The 20,479-nt window shown below is 64.5% G+C and carries 20 protein-coding genes; 19 read left to right on the top strand and 1 reads right to left on the bottom strand.

The genetic code is table 11. The annotated features are described in order from the left end of the window. The first annotated feature begins 18 nt into the window (after positions 1-18). The 8 genes from BAY61_RS23170 to BAY61_RS23135 are packed head-to-tail and all read left to right on the top strand — an operon-like array spanning position 19 to position 6,473. Positions 19-1,164 carry an acyl-CoA dehydrogenase family protein gene (locus BAY61_RS23170; RefSeq protein WP_091807729.1) on the top strand — a complete coding sequence of 382 codons (1,146 nt, stop codon included), beginning with the start codon at positions 19-21 and terminating at the stop codon, positions 1,162-1,164. 23 nt (positions 1,165-1,187) lie between these two features. After that, positions 1,188-2,747, top strand: coding sequence for an AMP-binding protein (locus BAY61_RS23165; protein ID WP_091807727.1), 1,560 nt, complete (start codon positions 1,188-1,190; stop codon positions 2,745-2,747). Between the two features lie 11 nt (positions 2,748-2,758). Continuing rightward, positions 2,759-3,223: an FAS1-like dehydratase domain-containing protein gene (locus tag BAY61_RS23160; protein ID WP_170140242.1), complete on the top strand. Its 465-nt coding sequence runs from the start codon at positions 2,759-2,761 to the stop codon at positions 3,221-3,223. Positions 3,224-3,230: 7 nt separating this feature from the next. After that, positions 3,231-3,659 (top strand): FAS1-like dehydratase domain-containing protein, encoded by a 429-nt coding sequence (locus tag BAY61_RS23155; protein ID WP_091807725.1) that lies wholly within the window; start codon positions 3,231-3,233, stop codon positions 3,657-3,659. After that, positions 3,652-4,620: a thiamine pyrophosphate-dependent dehydrogenase E1 component subunit alpha gene (locus BAY61_RS23150; protein WP_091807724.1), complete on the top strand. Its 969-nt coding sequence runs from the start codon at positions 3,652-3,654 to the stop codon at positions 4,618-4,620. The genes BAY61_RS23155 and BAY61_RS23150 overlap by 8 nt, the downstream gene beginning before the upstream one ends. After that, positions 4,620-5,606, top strand: coding sequence for an alpha-ketoacid dehydrogenase subunit beta (locus BAY61_RS23145; protein ID WP_091807722.1), 987 nt, complete (start codon positions 4,620-4,622; stop codon positions 5,604-5,606). The genes BAY61_RS23150 and BAY61_RS23145 overlap by 1 nt, the downstream gene beginning before the upstream one ends. After that, on the top strand, positions 5,603-5,836 hold the full coding sequence (locus BAY61_RS23140; protein ID WP_091807721.1) for a biotin/lipoyl-containing protein: 234 nt from the start codon (positions 5,603-5,605) through the stop codon (positions 5,834-5,836). Before BAY61_RS23145 ends, BAY61_RS23140 begins: the two co-directional genes overlap by 4 nt. Positions 5,837-5,870: 34 nt before the next feature. Further along, entirely contained in the window at positions 5,871-6,473 is a 603-nt protein-coding gene (locus tag BAY61_RS23135) for a TetR/AcrR family transcriptional regulator (RefSeq protein ID WP_091807719.1), read from the top strand. 86 nt (positions 6,474-6,559) lie between these two features. Here the strand turns inward: BAY61_RS23135 and BAY61_RS23130 are convergent, their stop codons facing one another. Then, positions 6,560-7,945, bottom strand: a complete 1,386-nt coding sequence (locus BAY61_RS23130; RefSeq protein ID WP_091807972.1) for a helix-turn-helix domain-containing protein — start codon at positions 7,943-7,945, stop codon at positions 6,560-6,562. A 245-nt stretch (positions 7,946-8,190) separates the two neighbouring features. Here BAY61_RS23130 and BAY61_RS23125 point away from each other — a divergent pair, with 245 nt between their 5' ends. The 11 genes from BAY61_RS23125 (at position 8,191) to BAY61_RS23080 (ending at position 20,352) form a co-directional block, all read left to right on the top strand. Then, on the top strand, positions 8,191-9,237 hold the full coding sequence (locus BAY61_RS23125; RefSeq protein WP_091807717.1) for a nucleotidyltransferase family protein: 1,047 nt from the start codon (positions 8,191-8,193) through the stop codon (positions 9,235-9,237). After that, on the top strand, positions 9,234-10,247 hold the full coding sequence (locus BAY61_RS23120) for a 3-oxoacyl-ACP synthase III family protein (protein WP_091807715.1): 1,014 nt from the start codon (positions 9,234-9,236) through the stop codon (positions 10,245-10,247). Before BAY61_RS23125 ends, BAY61_RS23120 begins: the two co-directional genes overlap by 4 nt. Then, positions 10,244-11,110: a 3-hydroxybutyryl-CoA dehydrogenase gene (locus BAY61_RS23115; protein ID WP_091807971.1), complete on the top strand. Its 867-nt coding sequence runs from the start codon at positions 10,244-10,246 to the stop codon at positions 11,108-11,110. Before BAY61_RS23120 ends, BAY61_RS23115 begins: the two co-directional genes overlap by 4 nt. 28 nt (positions 11,111-11,138) lie before the next feature. Next, the gene (locus tag BAY61_RS33085; protein ID WP_170140243.1) at positions 11,139-13,550 is read left to right on the top strand and encodes a hypothetical protein; all 2,412 of its coding nucleotides are present in this window, start codon (positions 11,139-11,141) and stop codon (positions 13,548-13,550) included. A gap of 38 nt (positions 13,551-13,588) precedes the next feature. Beyond that, positions 13,589-14,239: an acetyltransferase gene (locus BAY61_RS23110; protein ID WP_170140244.1), complete on the top strand. Its 651-nt coding sequence runs from the start codon at positions 13,589-13,591 to the stop codon at positions 14,237-14,239. 13 nt (positions 14,240-14,252) lie between these two features. After that, a complete protein-coding gene (locus BAY61_RS23105; protein WP_245865363.1) occupies positions 14,253-15,248 on the top strand; it encodes an SDR family NAD(P)-dependent oxidoreductase in 996 nt (331 codons plus the stop codon). Beyond that, complete coding sequence (locus BAY61_RS23100) at positions 15,245-16,375, top strand: DegT/DnrJ/EryC1/StrS family aminotransferase (protein WP_091807710.1); 1,131 nt, start codon at positions 15,245-15,247, stop codon at positions 16,373-16,375. The genes BAY61_RS23105 and BAY61_RS23100 overlap by 4 nt, the downstream gene beginning before the upstream one ends. Positions 16,376-16,395: 20 nt before the next feature. Then, on the top strand, positions 16,396-17,205 hold the full coding sequence (locus BAY61_RS23095) for an SDR family NAD(P)-dependent oxidoreductase (protein WP_091807708.1): 810 nt from the start codon (positions 16,396-16,398) through the stop codon (positions 17,203-17,205). Between the two features lie 89 nt (positions 17,206-17,294). Next, complete coding sequence (locus BAY61_RS23090; RefSeq protein WP_170140245.1) at positions 17,295-18,368, top strand: NAD-dependent epimerase/dehydratase family protein; 1,074 nt, start codon at positions 17,295-17,297, stop codon at positions 18,366-18,368. Between the two features lie 200 nt (positions 18,369-18,568). After that, positions 18,569-19,558 (top strand): Gfo/Idh/MocA family oxidoreductase, encoded by a 990-nt coding sequence (locus BAY61_RS23085; RefSeq protein ID WP_091807705.1) that lies wholly within the window; start codon positions 18,569-18,571, stop codon positions 19,556-19,558. Then, on the top strand, positions 19,555-20,352 hold the full coding sequence (locus BAY61_RS23080; protein WP_170140247.1) for an SDR family NAD(P)-dependent oxidoreductase: 798 nt from the start codon (positions 19,555-19,557) through the stop codon (positions 20,350-20,352). The genes BAY61_RS23085 and BAY61_RS23080 overlap by 4 nt, the downstream gene beginning before the upstream one ends. Positions 20,353-20,479: the final 127 nt, after the last annotated feature.

Here is a 20,479-nt window from a genome sequence, read left to right as displayed (position 1 = left end):
AAGAAGGGGTGAGATGTCGTGGAGTTCTCCATTCCCGACGAGCTGGCCATGTTCGTCGAATCCGTCCGGCGGTTCCGGGAGAAGGAACTCATGCCGCTCGAACAGGATTTCCTGCTGGCGGGCCGATTCGACGCCGCGACGCGGACCGCGTTGGAGAACAGGGCGCGTCGGCAGGGGTTCTGGGCGCTCGATGTCCCCGAGGAGTACGGCGGACAGGGCATGGGGGTGCTGGCTTCGTGTCTGGTCGCGGAGGAGCTGTTCAAGCACCCGGCGATGTTCGAGTTCGGTGGCAGTCCCGAGCCCGTGCTCTACCACGGCACGGAAGACCAGAAAGCACGCTTTCTGTATCCGGTGGTCAAGGAGGACCGGCGGTGCTGTTATGCGTTCACCGAACCAGGCGGTGGATCGGACGTCGCGGCGTTGCGGACGACGGCTGTCCGCGACGGCGACGACTGGGTCATCAACGGAACCAAGACTTTCATCTCACACGCCGAGCGGGCCGACTTCGTCATCCTGTTCGCCACGATCGACCCCGCGAAGGGCGCCAGGGGGGTCACCTGCTTCCTCGTCGACAAGGGAACTCCCGGATTCGAACTCTCCCGTCCCATTCCCACCATGGGCGACGACTGGGAACCGCACGAACTGACGTTCACCGACTGCGTCGTGCCCGACGCAAACCGGCTCGGCGAGGTCGGCGGAGGGTGGAAACTGGCGACCTCGCAACTCACCCATGGACGGCTGAAGATCGCCGCCTATCAGTTGGGCATCGCGCGGCGTTGTGTCGATATCGCGGTCGAATGGGCGAAGCGCAGGGTGACCTGGGGAAAGCCGATCGCGACAAGGCAGGCTGTTCAGTGGATGCTCGCCGATTCGGTCACCGAGCTCGAAGCGGCTCGCATGCTGACCTATCGCGCGGCGTGGCTTGCCGACGAGGGCGAGGACTGCGAGAACGAGGCGTTCATGGCGAAGCTGTACGCGACCGAGATGGCGCAACGGGTCACCGATCGCTGCCTCCAGATTCTCGGCGGACTCGGCTACAGCAAGGAACTTCCGATCCAGAGTTTCTACCGGCAGGTCCGGGTCTGGCGGATCGGTCACGGGACCGCGGAGATTCATCGATGGATGATCGCCCGTAATCTGCTCGGCCTTTCCGCGCGCGACTGACGACACCGGAGAGGACGGGGTCAATGGACATCGTGGGCAACCGCACGCTGCGTGATCTGCTCAGGGAGCGCGAGCACCGGTTCGGGGACAAGACCTTCCTCGTTTTCGTCGAGAAGGACGGTTCCGCCGTCGAAACGAGCTACCGCGGCTTCGTCGAGCAGGTGCGCCGAGTCGCCGCGGGCTTCGCCGACCGCGGGATCGGCAAGGGCGACAAGGTCGTCGTCCAGCTGCCGAACTGCCCCGAGTTCCTGTTGTGCTGGTTCGGCCTTGCCTGGATCGGCGCGGTCGTCGTTCCGGCCAACAGTGCCTCGACCGCGACGGAGATGCGGCACGTCGTTTCCTTCTCCGATGCGGTCGCCGTGGTGACCGACGAGGAACGCCGCGAGGCGCTAGAGTCCGTTGTGGACGAACTGCCTGCCGTGCGCCTGCGGGTTCTGCTGACCGCCGCACAGGGCGAGTGGCTGCCATTCGCGAACCTGCTGGCGAGCGAGCCGACACCACCCGAGGTGCCGTTGAATCCCGACGACGTTGCCGAGTTGCTGTTCACGTCGGGCACGACCGCGCGGCCGAAAGCCGTGATGCTGACTCACGGGAATTGCCTGTACGCGGGCGAACGGGAGTGGCGCATCCTCGGTCTCGTGCCCGAAGACCGATGTCTCACGGCGTTGCCCGCCTTCCACGTCAACGCCCAGACGGTCACCATCCTGTCGTCGCTCACGGTCGGCGCCACGTGTGTGTTGCTTGCCGAATACAGCGCGAGCAGGTTCTGGGAACACGTCAGGGCCAGGAGGGCGACGGCGCTGTCGCTCGTGGCGATGCAGGTGCGCACCTTGCTGGCGCAACCGAAGAAGGAAACGGACAAGCGGCACTCGGTGCGCAGGGTCATGTACGCCATCAACGTGCTCGACGAGGAGAAAGCGGAGTTCGAAAGCCGCTACGCGGTCGAGTTGACCAACGGATACGGGTTGTCGGAGGCGATGACCATCGTGACGATCGCACCCGTTCACGGGGAGCGCCGCTGGCCGTCGATCGGCCTGCCCACACTCGACCGGCAGGTGCGCATCGTGGACGAGGACGGCGTCGACGTCGCCAAGGGGCGGGTCGGCGAGATCATCGTGAGCGGTGTTCCTGGGCGAACCCTGATGGCGGGCTACTACGAGGATCCGAAAGCGACCGCCGACGCGCTCAGGGACGGCTGGCTCTACACGGGGGACAACGGGTACTTCGACGAACGCGGCTACGTTCACTTCTTCGATCGCAGAAAAGACGTCATCAAGGTCGCGGGGGAGAACGTGTCGGCGAGCGAGGTCGAGCACGTGCTGTTGACCTGCCCCGGTGTCGTCGAAGCGGCCGTCGTGTCCGTCGCACACAGCATCAGGGACGAGGTTCCGGTCGCGTTCGTCGTGCTGGAGCCGGGAGCGGACGTGACGACGGAGGACGTGAAGGAGTACTGCGCGGGGCACATGGCCAAGTTCAAGGTTCCCTGGCTCGTCGAGGTGCTCGACGGCCTTCCCAAGACTTCCATCGGCAAGATCGAGAAGAAGGTGTTGCGCGAGGCGACGCTCGGCTGGGGGCCGTTGTGACGGTCGCGGACTTGGAAAAGCATGCCGAGGCGCTGCGTGCCGAACTCGGCAGGGAGCGAGCCGAACGGCTCGGCGTCCTGGACGGGAGGGACATCGCCAGGTTCGCGGTGGTGACGGGACAGCCGGAGCGGCGAGACGTGACGGGCGCGGTGCTCGCGCCTCCCACGTTCCTCAGCTCCGTCATGGGCTGGGGGGCCGGTGTGCCCGACGACGAACTCGACGGCGACGGAACCGCGGCAGAGGACACGAGGGGGCTTCCGCTCGAAGGGGTGCGCCTGATGGGTGCGGGGCAGGAACTGGAGTTCCATGCGCCCGTCCCGGCGGGCACGGCGGTGGTCGTCCACACGAGCCTCACCGATGTGCGGATGAAGGAAGGACGAACGGGTCCTCTGCTTCTGTTGCGGATCCTCCGGCGCTTCACGACCGATGCGGGCAGGGCCCTGGTGACCTGCCACGAGTCCTTCATCGCGAGGTGATGACACGATGACCGGTCGGATCACGCCCTACACCGTGCGGACGAACCATGTTCAGCTCTTCCGGTTCAGCGCGGTGACCTGGAATGCCCACCGGATCCACTACGACACCGCATACGCGCGGTCGGAGGGGTATCCGGAGGTACTCGTCCAGTCGCATCTGCACGGCTGTTTTCTCGCCAACGCCGTGCTCGCCTGGGCAGGGGATGGCGCCACGCTGCGTACGTTGCGGTGGACCAACAGAGGGATCGCCGTCGCGGGCGACGTGCTGACGGTGACCGGCACGGTGACCGGCTCCGAGCCGGATGGCGCGTTCCAGCTCGTGACGGTCGACCTGGAGGAACACAACCAGGACGGGGATCTGTGCACCCCCGGCCACGCGGTGGTCGCGGTGCCGTCCGGATCGTCGGTGTCACGGGGAGCGCGAAGCGATGGCTGACCTCGAACTCGTGGAGCGGCTCTACCGCACCATGTCGTTGATCCGGCGGTTCGAGACCGCGGCCGGACGATTGCTCGCCGACGGTGAGCTCGCCGGATTCCTGCACCTGTCGATCGGGCAGGAGGCGGTCGCCGCGGGAGTGTGCGACGTACTCGGGCGGCAAGACCACATCACGACGACGCACAGGGGACACGGGCACTGCGTCGCCAAGGGCGCGAGGGTCGAGGCGATGTTCGCGGAGATCTTCGGAAGTGCAGAGGGCTACTGCGGCGGCAGATCCGGTTCGATGCACGTCGCCGATCCTGACGTCGGCATCCTCGGCGCGAACGCCATCGTCGGCGCCTGTGTTCCGATCGCGCTCGGCGGCGCTCTGTCGGCCTCGATGCTCGGCGGGCGGAAGGTGTCGGTCGCGTTCTTCGGTGAAGGGGCCGTCGCGGAAGGTGTCGTGCACGAATCGCTCAACTTGGCCGCGCTGTGGCAGCTTCCCATGATCTTCGTCTGCGAGAACAACGGCTACGCCGAGATGACCCCCGTCGGTGTGCACCTGCGTGCCACGAATGTCGCCGACTATGCCGCTCCCCACCGGATTCCGGCCGAGACACTCGACGGCAACGACGTGCTCGCGGTGAGAGCCGCGGCGGAGAAGGCGGTCGCGCGGGCCCGCGAGGGCGGGGGGCCCGCGCTGCTCGAATGCCGCACCTACCGCTGGCACGGTCATTTCGAAGGAGACGCGCAGCGGTACCGGGACAAATCGGAGGTCGAGGCGTGGCGCGAGCGCGATCCGCTGACGGTGCTGGCCGCCCGCGCCGAGGAGTCGGGGCTGCCAACCGATTCGCTCAAGGTTATCGACGAGGAATGCGCCGACAAGATCGCCCTTGCCGTCGAATGGGCCCGCGACCAGCTCCCGGCGCGGGCCGAAGCGTTGACGGCGCACGTGTACCGCGATCGGACGGGGGCGTGATGAGCAGGCTCAAGTACTGGCAGGCGATCAACTCGGGACTGTCGGAAGAGCTGCGGCGCGACCCGAGCGTCGTGTTGTTCGGCGAGGATGTCGCGGCGCCCGGCGGGCCGTTCGGGGCGAGCAAGGGACTACTCGACGAGTTCGGTCCGACGAGGGTCAGGGACACCCCGATCAGCGAGGCGACACTCACCGGGATGGCGGTCGGTGCCGCGATGACCGGGCTGCGGCCGATCGTGGAGGTCATGTTCTTCGATTTCATCACGCTGGCCATGGACCAGTTGGTGAACCAGGCCGCGAAGATGTCGTACATGTCGATGGGCCACTGCTCGGTTCCGTTGACGTTTCGCACGATGTGCGGTGCCCATCTCGGTTCTGGGCCGCAGCATTCGCAGAACCTGGAGGCGTGGGTCGCCGGAGTTCCCGGCCTCAAAGTCGTGTGGGGCGGAACGCCCTCCGAAGCCAAGGGACTGCTCAAGGCGGCTATCAGGGATCCCGATCCGGTCGTCGTGGTCGAGAGCGCGGGGCAGTGGTCGGTCAGGGGCGAGGTCGGCGACGACGACGTGGTGACACCGCTCGGCCGGGCGGCCGTGCGTCGCCGCGGCGAGGACGTGACCCTGGTGTGCTGGGGTGGAACGGTGCCGAGGGCCGATGCCGCCGCCGTCGCGTTGGCCGACGAGGGTGTCGATGCCGAGGTGCTGGACCTGCGTACCCTGTCACCGCTCGACAAGAAGAGCATCCTCTCGTCCGTCGGCCGTACCGGGCGGCTCGTCGTCGTCCAGGACGCCACCGGCCCGTGCAGCGTCGGCTCCGAGGTCGTCAGGCTGGCCGCCTGCGAGGGGTTCGGTGCGTTGCGAGCGGCGCCGAGACTCGTGAGTCCCGTCTTCGCGCCGGTGCCCTTCCCGCCCCACTTGGGCACCGCGTACTTCCCGCAGATCGACGACGTGGTCGCCGCCGTGCGGCTCGTGACCGAGGAGGCAACCGGATGAGCGAGATCGTGGTGCCCAAATGGGGCCTGACGACAGAGGAGGTCGTCCTGCTGAAGTGGTACAAGCAGGTCGGGGACCAGGTGGCCGTTGATGAGCCCGTCGCCGAGGCGGAAACGGACAAGGTGACCCAGGAGATCGTCAGTCAGATCGCCGGGACCGTCACTGAGCTGCTGGTCGAGGAAGGCGACGAACTCACCGTCGGCCAGCCCATCGTCAGAATCGACCCCTAGTCCTTTACCGGAACGGTGCGCATACGATGCGAACATGACCACCGCCGAGGCAACACGGCGCACCGCCGCGATCGTGAGCGCCGCGGCGAGGCTCTTCGACGAGAAGGGCTACCACGACACCGGCATGGACGACATCGCCGAGGCGGTCGGGTTGCGCAAGCCGACTCTGTACCACTACGTGCGGAGCAAGGCCGAGATCCTGGTGTGGATCCACAACGACCTGATGTCCAGTGTGCTGGGCAAGCTGGAGGAGCACGTCGCCTCGGATTCCGATCCTCGCGAGGGATTGCGGCATGTCATCGCCGACATCCTTGAGATCATGGACACCAGTCCGGGCTACCTGAGGGTGTTCTTCGAACACCACAGGGACATTCCCGAGCCACAGCGAACCGACATCATCAGGAGCAGGGATCGCTACCTGTGGCTGGTGGAATCGTTGATCACCGCGGGTATCCGGCAGGGCCTGTTCAGGAACGTGCCGGTGAGAACGGCGACGCTGGCCTTCTTCGGCATGACCAATTGGTCATATCAATGGTATCGGCCGGGTGGCGAGCTCGGATACCTTGAGGTCGCCGATCAACTGCTCGACCTGTACCTGCACGGTGTGGAATCGGCTGAGGGCGATCAGCGCGCGTGAGCGGAACGGGCACAGCGTTGTTCGTATCGACCAGGAAGTCCTTTTCGGACGGTCGCACCGCCGGGGATCCCGGCGGTGCCTGGTCGTCACTGCACGCTGAACGTGCCGACCGAGCCGATGACATTGTGCGAGACGGAGAGTAAGGACCTCGTCGTCGCCAGGTAGGTCTTCACCTCTTCGTTGGTCACGTGGCTGTCCCTGCTGATGGGATTGCGCAACTCCTTCGACCGTTGCCTGAGCAACTCGACCTGCGAGAACTGGTGTCCGAACTGAGCGGTGACCACGTCCCCGGGTACGTGTTCCGCCGCCCCCGTCGCCGGGCGCAGCCCCTGGTGCACAAGCAGCGCCGAGGCGATGAGCTGTGCCGATTCCGACAGCAGCAGGAACGCCGAAGGCGGTGAGGTGTCGATGAGCTGTTCCGCGGCCCCGATGTGCAGTTCGGCGAGCCGAAGGAACGGCCGGTGGTCGGTGGCCGGGCCGCCGACCATCTCAAGCTGCCCAGCGCTCACGAGCTTCGTCACCGCCTGGCGACCGTCCGGCCACGGTGCTCCCGTCGCGCCGGGGTGCTTCGGTCGCACCGGTGCCACCTCGACCACCGGCTGGTTGGCTCGCTGGTGGGGGATCTGGAGGTAGTCGAGCCTGGGGTCGAGCGGGCGTACCGACACGTGCACGGGACACCGGAGTCTGCCTTGTGCCCGCCGAGCGGCGGCACCGACAGTGCCTTGGTCGACATCCTCCGCCCGCGCGGTGATGATCAGGACCTCGATGCTGTCCGGCGCGGGGCCGGGAATGCCCGCGAACCGCTCGGCCCACACACCGCCGAGCAGAATCCTCGCCACCCCTGCCAACCTGCCGAACTCCTCGCCGATGATCTGCGGTACTCCGTAGCTCGTCTTGATGAGTTCGGTCAGTGGCCGCACCATCGGGCCCGTATCGGCTGCCCGCATGAGCCGGATCGTTCCCTCCGTCCTGCTGGTGAGGATGCCCGCTACCTCAAGCAACCTGCTTTCCTTGTCGACGGAGGCAAGCGAGCCACCCGCGTGCTCGGCGAGTTCGGAAAGGCTGAACGACCGGTGCGGATTCAGCAGCGCCGCCGCCAGGATGCCCGCCTGCACCCGTGAGCGGAAAACGGGAAGCAAAGCGGGAGTGCCCTGTGCGCGCCGGGCAGGCCCCGGCTTGACGGGGGCGTTGTTGGTGACGACCGCGTGACCGAGCCGCGTCCTGCGCCGTGAGGCCGCCGCGGCGGCGTCGAGCCGTTCCTGGGAAAGGCCGAGCACGACCGAAAGCCATTGCCGTGAACCGTAACGGGGGATCTGGTGTCCACGTTCCCACCTCGCCACAAGGTCACGGGTGACGGTCGGTTTGCCCGACACCGTCGAGAGTTCTCTCGCGAGGGTGTACTGGCTGAGTTGCCGTCGCCTTCGCGCGGATCGGATGAGTTGTGAGATCGGTTCGTCGGATACGCCTTCCATGACCGCTCGCTCCTTCGTGGGCTTCGTACCTTTGACGCTAGCGGTCCGGCACACCGCGGTCAGTCCGTTTCGCGCCCTGTTGCTGTCGATTTCGCGAACCAGGGCACCGAATCCGCTCTGGATCGGGTCGATCTCGTCAATCCGCCAATGGGCTTGAACTCGACCCCTGGCCGCTGTCGCCGCCGCTGGCGAAGGCTTGTCGTCGAGCGTGCCGACGGCCCGGGTGCCGGCCAAAAGGAGAAACAATGCATTTCGCTGACCTGCTGATCGGTCGGGAAGCGTCCGTCAGATCAGCGCTTTCCACAATTGACGGGCAATGCGTCGAACGTGTCTTCGTCGCCGACGCCGGCGGCAGGTTGCTCGGATCGGTCAGCCAGGTCGACATCACGCGCGCGCTGCTTCGAGGCACCCCGCTCGGTGCGCCGGCTTACCCGCTGATGCATTCCCCGGTCGTCTCCGTCAAGTCCACGGAGGGGCGGGCCGAGGTGCTGGATCTGATGCGCGCGCTCAAACTGTCCGAGATTCCGGTTGTCGACGAACATGGCAGGATTGTCGGAGTTCACGCCGAGCGGGAACTGTCGGGGATCAACCGGCTGAAGAACTGGGCCGTGATCATGGCCGGCGGCAGGGGAACGCGGCTCGGTGCGCTGACCGATCACATTCCGAAACCGATGCTCCCGGTCGCGGGCAGGCCAATTCTGGAACGGTTGGTTCTCCATCTCGTTGGCTCCGGAATCGAGAAGATCTTCCTTTCCGTGAACTATCTGAGCAAGATCATCGAAGAGCATTTCGACGACGGAGCACGATTCGGCTGCGAGATCGAATACCTCAGAGAGGATCCGGAGCTGCCGCTCGGAACCGGCGGTCCGCTGCGGCTGATCGGCGAACTCGGCTACGAACCGACCGAACCGTTGCTCGTCATGAACGGAGATCTGGTCACCGAGTTCGCGGTCGGCGAACTGATGGATGCCCACGCGAGCCGGGAGGTCGTCGCGACCATCGCCATGACCGAATACCGGCACCAGGTTCCGTTCGGAGTACTGGAATCCGAGTCGGGAAATCTGGTCAGGATGGTCGAAAAACCGACCTCGTCCTGGCCGGTCAACGCGGGGATCTACGTCATGGAGCCACGTCTGCTCGCACGTATCCCCGCGGGCGAGCTGTTCCCGATAACAGCGCTGTTCGACGACTGCCTTTCCGAGGGGCTGCCCGTCGGGCTGTGGAAACTCCGCGAGCACTGGCAGGACATCGGCAGGCCCAACGAATTGGCTCAAGCGAGAGGACAGGTGTGAGTACACAGGAGAACAGGAACACCAGGCAGTCCGTCGGGGTTCTCGGAACCGGTTCGTACCTGCCGAAGGACGAGGTGTCCAACGATTGGGTCGCCGAGAGAGCGGGAGTGACGGCGGAATGGATCGAGCGCAAGACCCGGATCCGGGCCAGGCGCTACGCGGCTCCGACTGAGGCGACGTCGGATCTCGCGACTCTGGCCGCCGAATCGGCTCTCGACCAGGCCGGAATCGGAGCGGATCGATTGAGCTACCTGGTCGTCGCGACGTCCACTCCGGACTCGCCGCAGCCGCCAACCTCCGCGCTGGTGCAACACGAGCTCGGCGCCTACGACGCGGCCTGCTTCGACATCAACGTCGTGTGCAGCGGATTCGTGTACGGACTCGAACTGACCAGAGCGCTGCTGCTCATGAATCCGGGAACGTATGCGCTCGTCATCGGAGCCGACGTCTACTCGCGCATCCTCAACTACGACGACAGGGCGACCTCGGTCCTGCTCGGTGACGGCGCGGGTGCCGTCGTGCTCGGCCCCGCACCGATGTCGTACGGAATCGTCGACGCTCGCCTGCGCATGCGCGGTGACGCCAACGAACTGATCAAGGTCGCCGCGGGGGGCAGCAGGCTGCCGACGTCGCACGAGACCGTGGACGCGGGGGCCCACTACTTCACGATGCGCGGAAGGCGGGTCTCCGAATTCGTACTCGACCAGGTGCCACTCGCGGTGGCGGATCTGCTGCACCAGGCGGGGGCCACGGGTGAGCAGATCGACCACATCGTCCCGCATCAGCCCAACGGAAATCTGCTCGCCGAGCTCGTGGAGAGGCTGGCGATGCCCAACGCGACAACGCATCGATCGCTCGAACGCTACGGCAACGTCGGTAGTGCCTGCATACCGGTGACTCTCGACGAGGCGAACCGCGCGGGCGAACTCGCCGACGGTGAACTGGTACTGCTCGCAGCGTTCGGCGGTGGCATGTCGATCGGCTCGTGCCTGCTGCGGTGGTCGGCGTGAGCGCGGCACCGGAAAGGGTTGGGCTTGTCGGCTGCGGAACGATGGGCGCAGGCATCGCCGAGATCTGCGCGCTCGCCGGACTGGATGTCGTGGTGTGCGTGACCTCCCCCGCGTCGGCCGAACGCGGCCGGGCACGAATCGTGAGATCACTCGATCACGCGCTGCGCAAGGGAAAGCTGACCGAGCAGGACCGCGACGGCGCGCTGGAGCGCTTGTCGTTCACCGCGGATCTCGACGCACTTGCCGACCGGCAGATCGTCATCGAGTCGGTGCTGGAGGACGAGGCCGTCAAGGTACAGGTCTTCAGAGCACTGGACAAAGTGGTCGACGACCAAAGGGCGATCCTCGCGACGAACACCTCCGCGACACCGATCATGAAGCTCGGCAGGGCGACGGAACGGGCAGGCCACGTCGTCGGAACCCATTTCTTCAACCCGGCCCCGGTACTGCCGCTGGTCGAGATCGTTCCCTCTCTGCTCACCGAGGAGGACACGGTCACGAGGATCGCGTCGTTCGTGACCGAGAAGCTGGGCAAGCAGGTGGTGCGTTCACCGGACAGGGCGGGCTTCATGGTCAACGCGCTGCTCATCCCGTATCTGTTGTCCGCGATCAGGATGCTGGAGTCCGGATTCGCGTCGGCTGAGGACATCGACAGCGGGATGCGGCTGGGCTGTGCCCATCCGATGGGGCCACTGCGGCTGGTCGACATGATCGGACTTGACGTGATCAACGCCGTCGCCGAGTCGCTGCACGCCGAGTTCAGAGAACCGCACTATTCCCCGCCGCCGTTGCTGTTGCGCATGGTCGACGCGGGCTTGCTCGGCAAGAAGACCGGGCGCGGATTCCACGAGTACGCGCGTTGACCGATCGCTTCGAGAGATGAGGACATCGATGCAAGCTCCCCGACGCGACCGGCCCGTTCTGGTCGCGGCCGTCAGCGACAGTTCGTTCTTCCTCGACACCGTCGAGAGCGCGCTCGCCGCACTGGGCAGACAGGTGCGGGTCGGCGGTGCGGCGGTCACACCCTCACCGCCCGGCGATTCGTGGCCGGATGTGTGCCACGAACTCACCGAATCCGCGAGTGCCTTCCTCGACGACAACCTTTCCCCTGAGACCGGTATCGAGGTGATCGAGGCGCCCCGCCTCGAAGAACTCGAGGCACGACTGGCCCGGGTCGTCCCGCCGCCCGAGGAGGCACGGGAAGAAGGCCGGAGGCCATGGACCTCGGGGCCCACCGTGTTGTTCCTCGTCGAGGCGACGAGGACCGTGCGGGGTGCGGACCCGGAGGAACGGCTCGACCGGGTTCAGGAGGTCGTGCGCGGAATTCGGGACCGGCTCGGAGTCAGTGTTTCGCCGTACTCCGTTGTCGTTTACGACAAGCTAGGCGTTGATCGCGTCTACGCGCGCACCGTCGGCAATGCCAGGGAGACACCGGCGGAGCAATGGGTACTCGCGGCGGAGACAATCTGCTCGTTCACCGACCTGGTGCAGGCGCGGCATGTCAACCCGAAGGCGATGGTGACCGAAAGCGATCCGCCCGCCACCATGGCGGCCGCGCTGACCGGATTTCTCACGGCGCAAGCAGGCACCGCGTGGGCGCTCCATTTCTTCACCGGCTCCATCGTCTCGAAGCTCATCCAGGATGCCGCTTCCATCGCGAGAGCGAGCGGAAACCCGGTGCTTCGCGGACCCAGCGAGCACAGCCTCGCCTGCGGTGCCCTCGCGCGTTGGCAACTGTACGACGCTCCGTATCTGATCGTCGTCACCGCCGGGATGGTGGATGAACTCAGGGGCACGTTGGCGAACCTGCGTGATTCCCAGTCACGTGGTTTCATCGTGTTCGGGGAGACCGAACCCGGCACCTGGCAGCCTTTCCAGGGCACCGTTCACGATCACGAGAACGGCAAGGCCGTCCTCGACGCCTACGGTGTTCCGTGTTTTCACCTGACCGATCCCGACCGCATCGACGAGGACCTTGCTTCGGCGTTCGCCGCGTATCACGAGCGACGAGGGCCTGTCGTGCTGCTCGCCTCGCCTTCAGTGTTGCGGCATACCGGCGGTGAGGTCCACCTGCCGGCAGGGCGGGAGGTCTCGACTCCCACCGTCGACGAGGACACTGTCGACACCGTCGCCGACATCCTCAACAACCAGCAGAGCGTCATCGTCTGCCAATGCGGAAAACTCGACGAGGAGGAAAGGGAACTCGTCTACGACCTCGCGGCACGAACCGGCATCGCGCTGGTCGATTCGCTGGCAAGACCGGGAACCGTGGCCAGATACCACCGCGGCGGCATCGTCGACGAGTTCCTCGGAACCATGAGCGTGTACGGCTGCTCGACCTCGGTGTGGCGGCTGCTGCATCCGGACGGGCGCCTGCTGCCCTATGACGAGCACGCCCTCTTCTTCCTCAAGAGCAAGGTCCCCGATCTCTCGACCCCGTTCAGTGACAAAGCTTTGCACGACGAGGTCAGGGTGGTCCAGCTCACCGACACTCCCGGTCATGTCTCGCCGTTCACCGATGTCGCCGTCACCGAACGACTGTCGTCGTTCCTGCGGCGCCTCTCGGAGCGAATCAACCCCGATCCACATGTCCTCCGGCATCGTGCGGCAGCGGCGGAACGGGCGCGAAGAGCCGAGGGCGACCCGTTGGCGAGGGTTCCCTCGATACCGATGAGTCACGAGCACTTCTTCACGAGGCTGCGTTCCGTCATCGGAGACCTGGTGGAGCGGCAAGGTTATTCCTACACCGGGTTCTACGACGTGGGCCGAGGCGGTATCTCCGCGGTTCGCAACCTGCCGCGCACAGGACCAGGGTTCTCGGGCTGGTACGGAAGAGCCTTGATGGGCGACGCGCTGCTCGCGATCCCCACGGTGGCGTTGAGCGGACCGGAGAACATTCTCGGGTTCATCGGAGACGGGGCGGCGAGGTTGGTCCCCTCGTTCCTGCCGAGCCTCGCGCAGCAACTGCGGTTCGAATCCGGCCGGATCACCGCGAACGTGAGCATCTTCTTCCTGCTCAACGGCGCCTTCTCCATCATCCGGTCTTACCGCGAACTACAGCACGCGGCGACGGCCGACGCCCAGATGTCGCTTCTCTCGTTCGTCGAACCCCCATGGCAACAGGTGTGGGGAGGCACGACGATCCGGCACGAGGCGATCAGGACCGTCGACGCGGACGTGCTCTCCCATGCGCTGACCGAGCCCGCGACGGTGAATCTGTTCTCGGTCCACCTCGCGCACGACAACGAGGGCGACGACATCATGCCGAGGTCGCGGAGCAACTGGCGAATGCGTACGAGGTAGCGATGGAATCCGGATCAGCAACGACGAAAGGCGGCCGAATGAATGTGCAGCGCCTGGTGGTGCTCGGCGCGGGAGAGTTCGCCAGGCAGATCATCGGGCTCATTGAGGACGCGGAGAACGCGCCGGGAAGCTACGAACTTCTGGGGTTCGTCGCGAACGACGATGCCCCCGAGGTCGAGGGGGTCACGGTACTCGGGGGCGATGAGGTCCTCGCCGGAATCGACGCCGCGTACCTGATCGGTGTCGGCGCACCGGAACTCCGGGGCAAGCTTGCGGCGACGGCGGATGCGGCGGGATTGGAACCCGCTCGCTTGATCCACTCCGCGGCGTGGGTGGACCGGCGTGCGGTCGTCGGACCGGGCTCGCTGGTAGCGGAGTGCTCGCACATCCAGTACGGAGCCGTCGTCGGAAGTCATGTGGTCGTCAATATCAACGCGATCGTCGGGCACGACTGTGTCGTCGGCGATCACACGGCCATCGCGGGAAACGTCATGATCGGCGCTCGGTCGCGCATCGGAAGAGAAGTCATGTTCGGCATGGGATCGATCGTCATGGGTGACGTCAGGGTAGGGGACAGGGCGGTCGTCGGCGCGGGAGCCGTCGTCACCCGTGACGTTCCTCCGGACACGTGTGTCGTCGGCGTACCGGCGAGAGAACTGGGATCGGCCACGGGTGAGAACCCTCGGTAGCGGAGGAGTCGATGTGGAGAAACTCGCGGGTAAGCGGGTATTGGTGACGGGTGCCGACGGTTTCATCGGCAGCCATCTCGTCGAACGCTTGCTGGACGAAGGGGCTGAGGTACGTGCCTTCTGCCTCTACAACTCCAATGGCAATCACGGTTGGCTGGAGGATCTCGATCCGGACCGGTTGGACAGCCTCGACCTGCGGCTCGGAGACATCCGGGACGGGCGCACGGTCAGGGACATCGTTTCGGGGATGGACATCGTGTTCCATCTCGCCGCGCTGATTGCGATCCCGTACAGCTATCAGGCACCAGAGTCTTTCGTGGACACCAATGTGGTCGGAACGCTCAACGTGCTGGAGGCGGTGCGGGACGCGGACGAGATACGGATGATCCACACCTCGACGAGCGAGGTGTACGGTACGCCCGAGAGCGTACCGATCAGGGAAACACATCCGCTCTGCGGGCAATCGCCGTACGCGGCCTCGAAAATCGCAGCCGATCAGTTCTGCGAAGCGTACGCCCGTTCATTCGAAACCCAGGTCGTGACACTTCGTCCGTTCAACACCTACGGCCCTCGACAGTCTGCTCGTGCCGTCATTCCCACGATCCTGGGACAATTACTGTCCGGAGTGGACGAGGTCGAGCTGGGAAGCCTTTCTCCGCAAAGGGACTTCACCTTTGTCTCGGACACGGTGGATGGCTTCGTCAGGATGGCCTGTGCTCCCCTCCCCGCAGGCAGCCTCGTCCAGCTGGGGACGGGACAAGCCCATTCGATCGGGGAGCTCTTCGACCTGTGCCGCGACGTGACCAAGAGCGAGGCGACGGCGATCGTGGACCGGCAACGCGTGCGCCCGGAGGCAAGCGAAGTCCTTACGCTGCTTTCCGAACCGGCGCTGGCCGCGGAACGGCTCGGCTGGCATCCGACACGGTCCCTTTCGGACGGCCTGGCCGAGACGGTCAAGTGGCTGGCGCCGAGAGTCGACGGTCGACGGGTCACGAGGTATCACCGGTGATCCCGCTCGTCGATCCCCGGTTTCCCGGAAACGAGGCGCGGTATCTGCTGGAATGCATTGAAACGGGATATGTCTCGGCGGTCGGTCCCTTCGTCGGCAGATTCGAACGCGAATTCGGGCATGCATTGGGTTCTCCTCACGCGGTGGCCTGTGGGACCGGAACAGCGGCTCTGCACGTGGCGCTGAGGCTGTCCGGAGCACGTCCCGGCACGTTGGTCGCGGTATCGGACTTCACCTTCATAGCCTCGGCCAACGCCGCCACCTACACCGGTGCGGACCTATTGTTTGTGGACAGTGAGTCCGCGAGCTGGAACATGGACACCGAACGACTCCACGACGAGGTGGTACGCAGGGCGCGCGTGGGTGAGCGAATACCCGACATCGTCGAGGTCGTGCATGTGCTGGGGCATCCGGCGTTCCTGGAGCCGCTGCTGAGGCTCAAAGAGCGGTTCGGCATCCGCGTCGTCGAGGACGCGGCGGAAGCGCTCGGTTCGGCCTGGAACGATGGCGATTCCGGTGGCGGACAGGTCGGTACGGTCGGCGACTTCGGCTGCTTTTCCTTCAACGGCAACAAGATAATCACGACCGGGGGCGGCGGGATGATCGTCTCGCCAGAGGCGGAGAAAGCCGAACAGGCACGCCATCTCATCAACCAGGCGAAGGCTGGGGAAGGCGGCTACCTCCACGACACCGTCGGCTACAACTACCGGATGACCAACCTCAATGCGGCGGTCGGGGTTGCTCAACTTGAACAGCTACCCGCCATTCTCGCGGCAAAGCGAGCGGGGGCCGCGACTTACGCCGATCGGTTTGCCGCGCTGCCGTTGACACTGCCGCCGCACGCGCCGTGGGCCGAGCCCTCGTACTGGCTCTATTCCGTGCTGCTGCCCGAGTCCGTCGAACCCGTGGACGCGGTGGCCGAACTCGAAGCGGCGGGCGTGCGGGCGCGTCGGTTATGGCCGCCGTTGCATCGGCAGGCCCCCTACCGAGGCGTTGAACGGCTCGGAGGGGAAGTAGCCGAACGGATCTACGCGAGGGGAATCTCCATTCCCAGTTCGCCGGGACTCTCCGAAGACGACCGGATGACCGTGATCAAGGCGGTTGAAGGTCTGTTCACGACTGTTTGAGCGCAAGATGAGGAGACGGCATGGATGAAACTCGGCCTGGTGCGACCGCCCGATTGGCTGTGGTGACGGGAGGCGGACGAGGGATCGGACACGCGATCGTCAGGACGCTTGTCGAGCGTGGATGGCGATGCCTCATCGCCGGCCTCGAAGCCGAGGACCTGGAGAAGACCGAGGCGGTCATCGGTGCTCCGGAGGGGGCTGTCCGCTCCGTCGTCTGCGATATCTCGACGGAGGAAGGCAGATCGACGCTGACCGGGCTGGCCGAGGACCACGGGACACCTCTCGGTCTCGTCGTCAACTGCGCGGCCCGCTCGACTCCGATGCCCGTGTTCGGCCAGTCGAGTGACGTGTGGATGGCCGAACTGGAGACGAACCTCGTTGCCGTCGCTGTGCTCTCCGCGTGGGGGATCGAGCGCATGAAGGAGTTCGGCGGCGGTTCGGTGATCAACATCGGCTCGGTGTACGGCTCGCTGGGTCTCGACAGTCGTTTCTACCCCGAGGACGTGTATCCGCGGGACGGAGCGTCCGGACCCGTGCGAGTGCCCGCCTACCACGCCTCCAAAGGCGGGTTGGCCGCGCTGACAAGAGACCTCGCCGTCGTGGGCGGACGCTGGAACGTCCGGGTCAACACCGTCGCACCGGGAATGATCAAGACGCCGGAACGTCCCGTCGCTCCCGAATTGATCGATCGTTTTTGTGGGGCGACGCCTCTCGGGAGGCTTGGCAGACCGGAGGACATCGCGGCGGTGGTTGCTTTTCTGGCCTGTGAAGAGGCGTCGTTCGTCACGGGCGCGGAGTGGACCGTCGACGGAGGATGGTCGATCTGGTAGCGCGAATCATCGACTTAAAGAGGAAAGAGAATTTCCTCATTTCGAATAGATGGCTGCGATCCTTTCAGCCCTGAGTGGAGGAGTGAGTGGTGAAAGTTCTCGTGACTGGCGCCACGGGCCGGGTCGGTGCGAATGTGGTCAAGAAGTTGGCCGATCGGGGGGTGGCAGTGAGAGCCATGGTCACTCCGGGAACTCGAAGGCTGTCAAAACTGGAACGTCTCACGGGTGTAGAAGTGGCGGAAGCCGACCTGCGTGATCAGGTAGCAATTAACCGGGCGTGTGATGGTGTGACGCACGTCGTGCACCTCGCCGCCTTGATGGTGCTTGACAATGTGTCTGTGGAGGATTTCCACGACGTCAACGTGCTGGGCACGGTCCGCCTGCTGGAGGGAGTATTGGGTTCTGGCGGGCGGATCGAAAGATTCGTGTTGGCCAGTACCGATTCTACGTACCGACCCGCGGACCCTCCGAAAACACCCTTGACCGAAGATTTGGCGCAGAATCCGGCCGACTACTACGGTACCAGTAAGTTGATGAGCGAAATAGTTCTGCAAAATCGTGCTCATCAGTTCGATATACCATATTCGGTTTTACGATTTGGCACTGTGCTCAGCCCCGAGGAATCACCTGAGATATATAGGTTGAGTTTCTTGCGCGGTTGGCTGAAGACACAACAGAACCAGGGGCGCCGGAGTACCCTGTGGCCATTGTTCCGTGACCAGCCGCAACTTACTGCCGTGTTCGATGATGCGGTCGGCAATGCCCCAGCCGATGCGGCTGTGGCGCTGACAGGCCCGGAAGGCCAATGGACACTAAGTGTGGTCGATGTCCGCGACGCGGCGGAGGCGGTGTGGAAGGCACTGACTCAGCGAGGTGCGCTCGGTCGGGCATTCAACATCGCGGCCGCCGAACCGGTCGGTTCGTTGACAGGTGCTTCGGTCGTAGCGCACGCGTTCGATGTGCCATGGCACGTTGTCAGGTTGCCCCTGACGTGGCGCCTCGAAATCGATATCTGCGCTGCGCGCAGGTGGATCGGATATCGGCCGATGTACAGCTATGCGGACATGGTGAGGACGGCGGCCGCCAACCCGACAGAAGCCCGGGACTTCGTCAAGACCGATGAAGGATCGGCGAGTATGCTTTCCCGGCTTTCCGGGGGGTGAGAGCGCGTCCCTTATCTCTGCGAATACATCACCGTGCCTGGCGGCGCGGTCTTCCCGGATCACGACAGCTCACCCACGGGGCGTTCTGACGTGACGCGGTCTTCCATGTGATCGATGCGTTGGTTACAGTGAAACCATCGTTCCGAATTGACCAGAATCGCGCCCCGCCGAGGATACGGGCGGGCAGCGCGCTAGTTCGCATGGAAGGTGGGACACCGACAATGAGAGTCCTCGTAGTCGGTGCAGGGCTCATGGGCGGCCTGCACGCGAAAGCGGTCAAGCATTCGGACACCGCTACACTCTGTGGCGTTGTTGATCTCGACATTGCCCGAGTCGGAGTTGTCGCCGCCGATCTCGGCGCCCCAGGATTCACTGATCTATCGCGAGCCCTGGCAGAACTCAAACCCGATGTTGCCATAATCGCTACTCCGGACTCGGCCCACCGCGTGCCGGCTTCGATGGCCATCGAAGCCGGCATATCGGTACTTGTCGAAAAGCCGCTTGCCACGACGGTCGACGATGCCATGTCGATGGTTGAATTGGCAGAGAGGCGCCGGGTCGGCCTGATGACGGCACACTTGACGCGCTTCTACCCGCGGTACCTGGCGGTGGCCGACGCAGTTGAATCGGGCGATCTCGGGGCGCCGGTGATGCTTACGACTTCGACCTGGGGACCGCGAGGCCTCGGTGAACGAGTGTCGGCGACGACAAACCCTCTGTGGCACTTGGCCATTCATGATATCGACACCATACAGTGGCTGACCGGCGGAGTGATCGCCGAAGTCGACGGTGCGCAATTGATCGAATCTGCGTCAGGGGCCGCGGCGTTTGCCGCGACCGGCGTTCTCAGCACAGGTGCGGGGTTTCACCTCGCAGCGGGATGGACGCTACCAGAAGGCGCGGCTCCGCGATGGGACCTGAAGGTGCATGGGGAATCCGGGGTGGCCCAAGCGGCTTGGAGCTCTGACGGAGTCGCTGTGTACACGCCTGGGCGGGTGGATAATCCTGACTGCCTGGCATGGCCCGAAGCGCGAGGAAGTATTCAGGGTGCACTCCGGGCAGAGTTAGATCATTTCATCAACTCGACCGTCAACGACCGACCCTATGCGATAACGACAGATGAAGCAGTCGATGCCGTTCGCAGCGCCGCGCTTTTGGAAAAGTGCAGTTCGATCAGGCGAGTCTCGTGAACGCCAAGTTCGACAAGCTCGCCGTCATCACTGGCGGTGGAACAGGGATCGGAAAAGCCACGGCGATTCGTCTTGCCAAGCACGGGTACGGATGCTTGATTATCGGCCGCCGCAAGGACTGCCTTGACGAAACGGTCGAGGTCATCCAAAACGAAGGGGGGTATGCGGTTCCTGTGCAGGCGGACGTCACCACGGAAGTCGGCAGAGCACACATCATGACCTACGTCGATAGGATGGCTGTTCCTCTGGATGCGTTGGTGAACAATGCCGGAGATACCTATCTTGCGCCGCTACTTGCGCAGAGTCTGGAGGAGTGGCGAGCAAACTTCGCACTCAATGTTGAAGCGACAGCGTTTCTTTCATTTGAAGCCATGAGTCGAATGCGTGAGGCCCGATCGGGTGCGATAGTCAATATTGCATCAGTGTACGGTTCCGTGGCGCTGAACAATAAGTTCTATGGCGATGCGATACCAGGTGATACACCTGCCGGGCCCGTGCGAGGCGTCGCATATGCGGCAGGAAAAGGCGCGGTGCGAATGCTGTCAAGAGAACTGGGAGTTGCCGCTGCGGGGATGGGAATACGCGTGAACACAGTCTCTCCCGGAATGATTCAGGTTGAACGTTTTCGAGATATGGACACGCAATTAGTGGCCAGCTTCGATGAAGCAACGCCGCTTGGACGACTCGGTCGCGCGGAAGAGGTCGCCAATGCCGTCCATTTTCTGCTGTCGGACGACGCAAGCTTCATTACTGGAACTGAGCTCGTGGTGGATGGCGGCTGGACTGCGTGGTGACGAACTAATTGGAAAACACAGTTTCCAGGAAGTGGTGTAGGAATATGAGGTTAAAGCTCAGCGCCACATCTTGCGGCCGCAACATGGAGCCAGATGCTACCGCAAGATAGTGTCGCTGCAGCGTATG

It is taken from the genome of Prauserella marina, from assembly GCF_002240355.1.
In the GTDB taxonomy this organism is placed as follows: Bacteria; Actinomycetota; Actinomycetes; order Mycobacteriales; family Pseudonocardiaceae; genus Prauserella_A; species Prauserella_A marina.
Note: the sequence above shows the minus strand (reverse complement) of the source record. Positions and strands in the feature narration are given on the sequence as shown.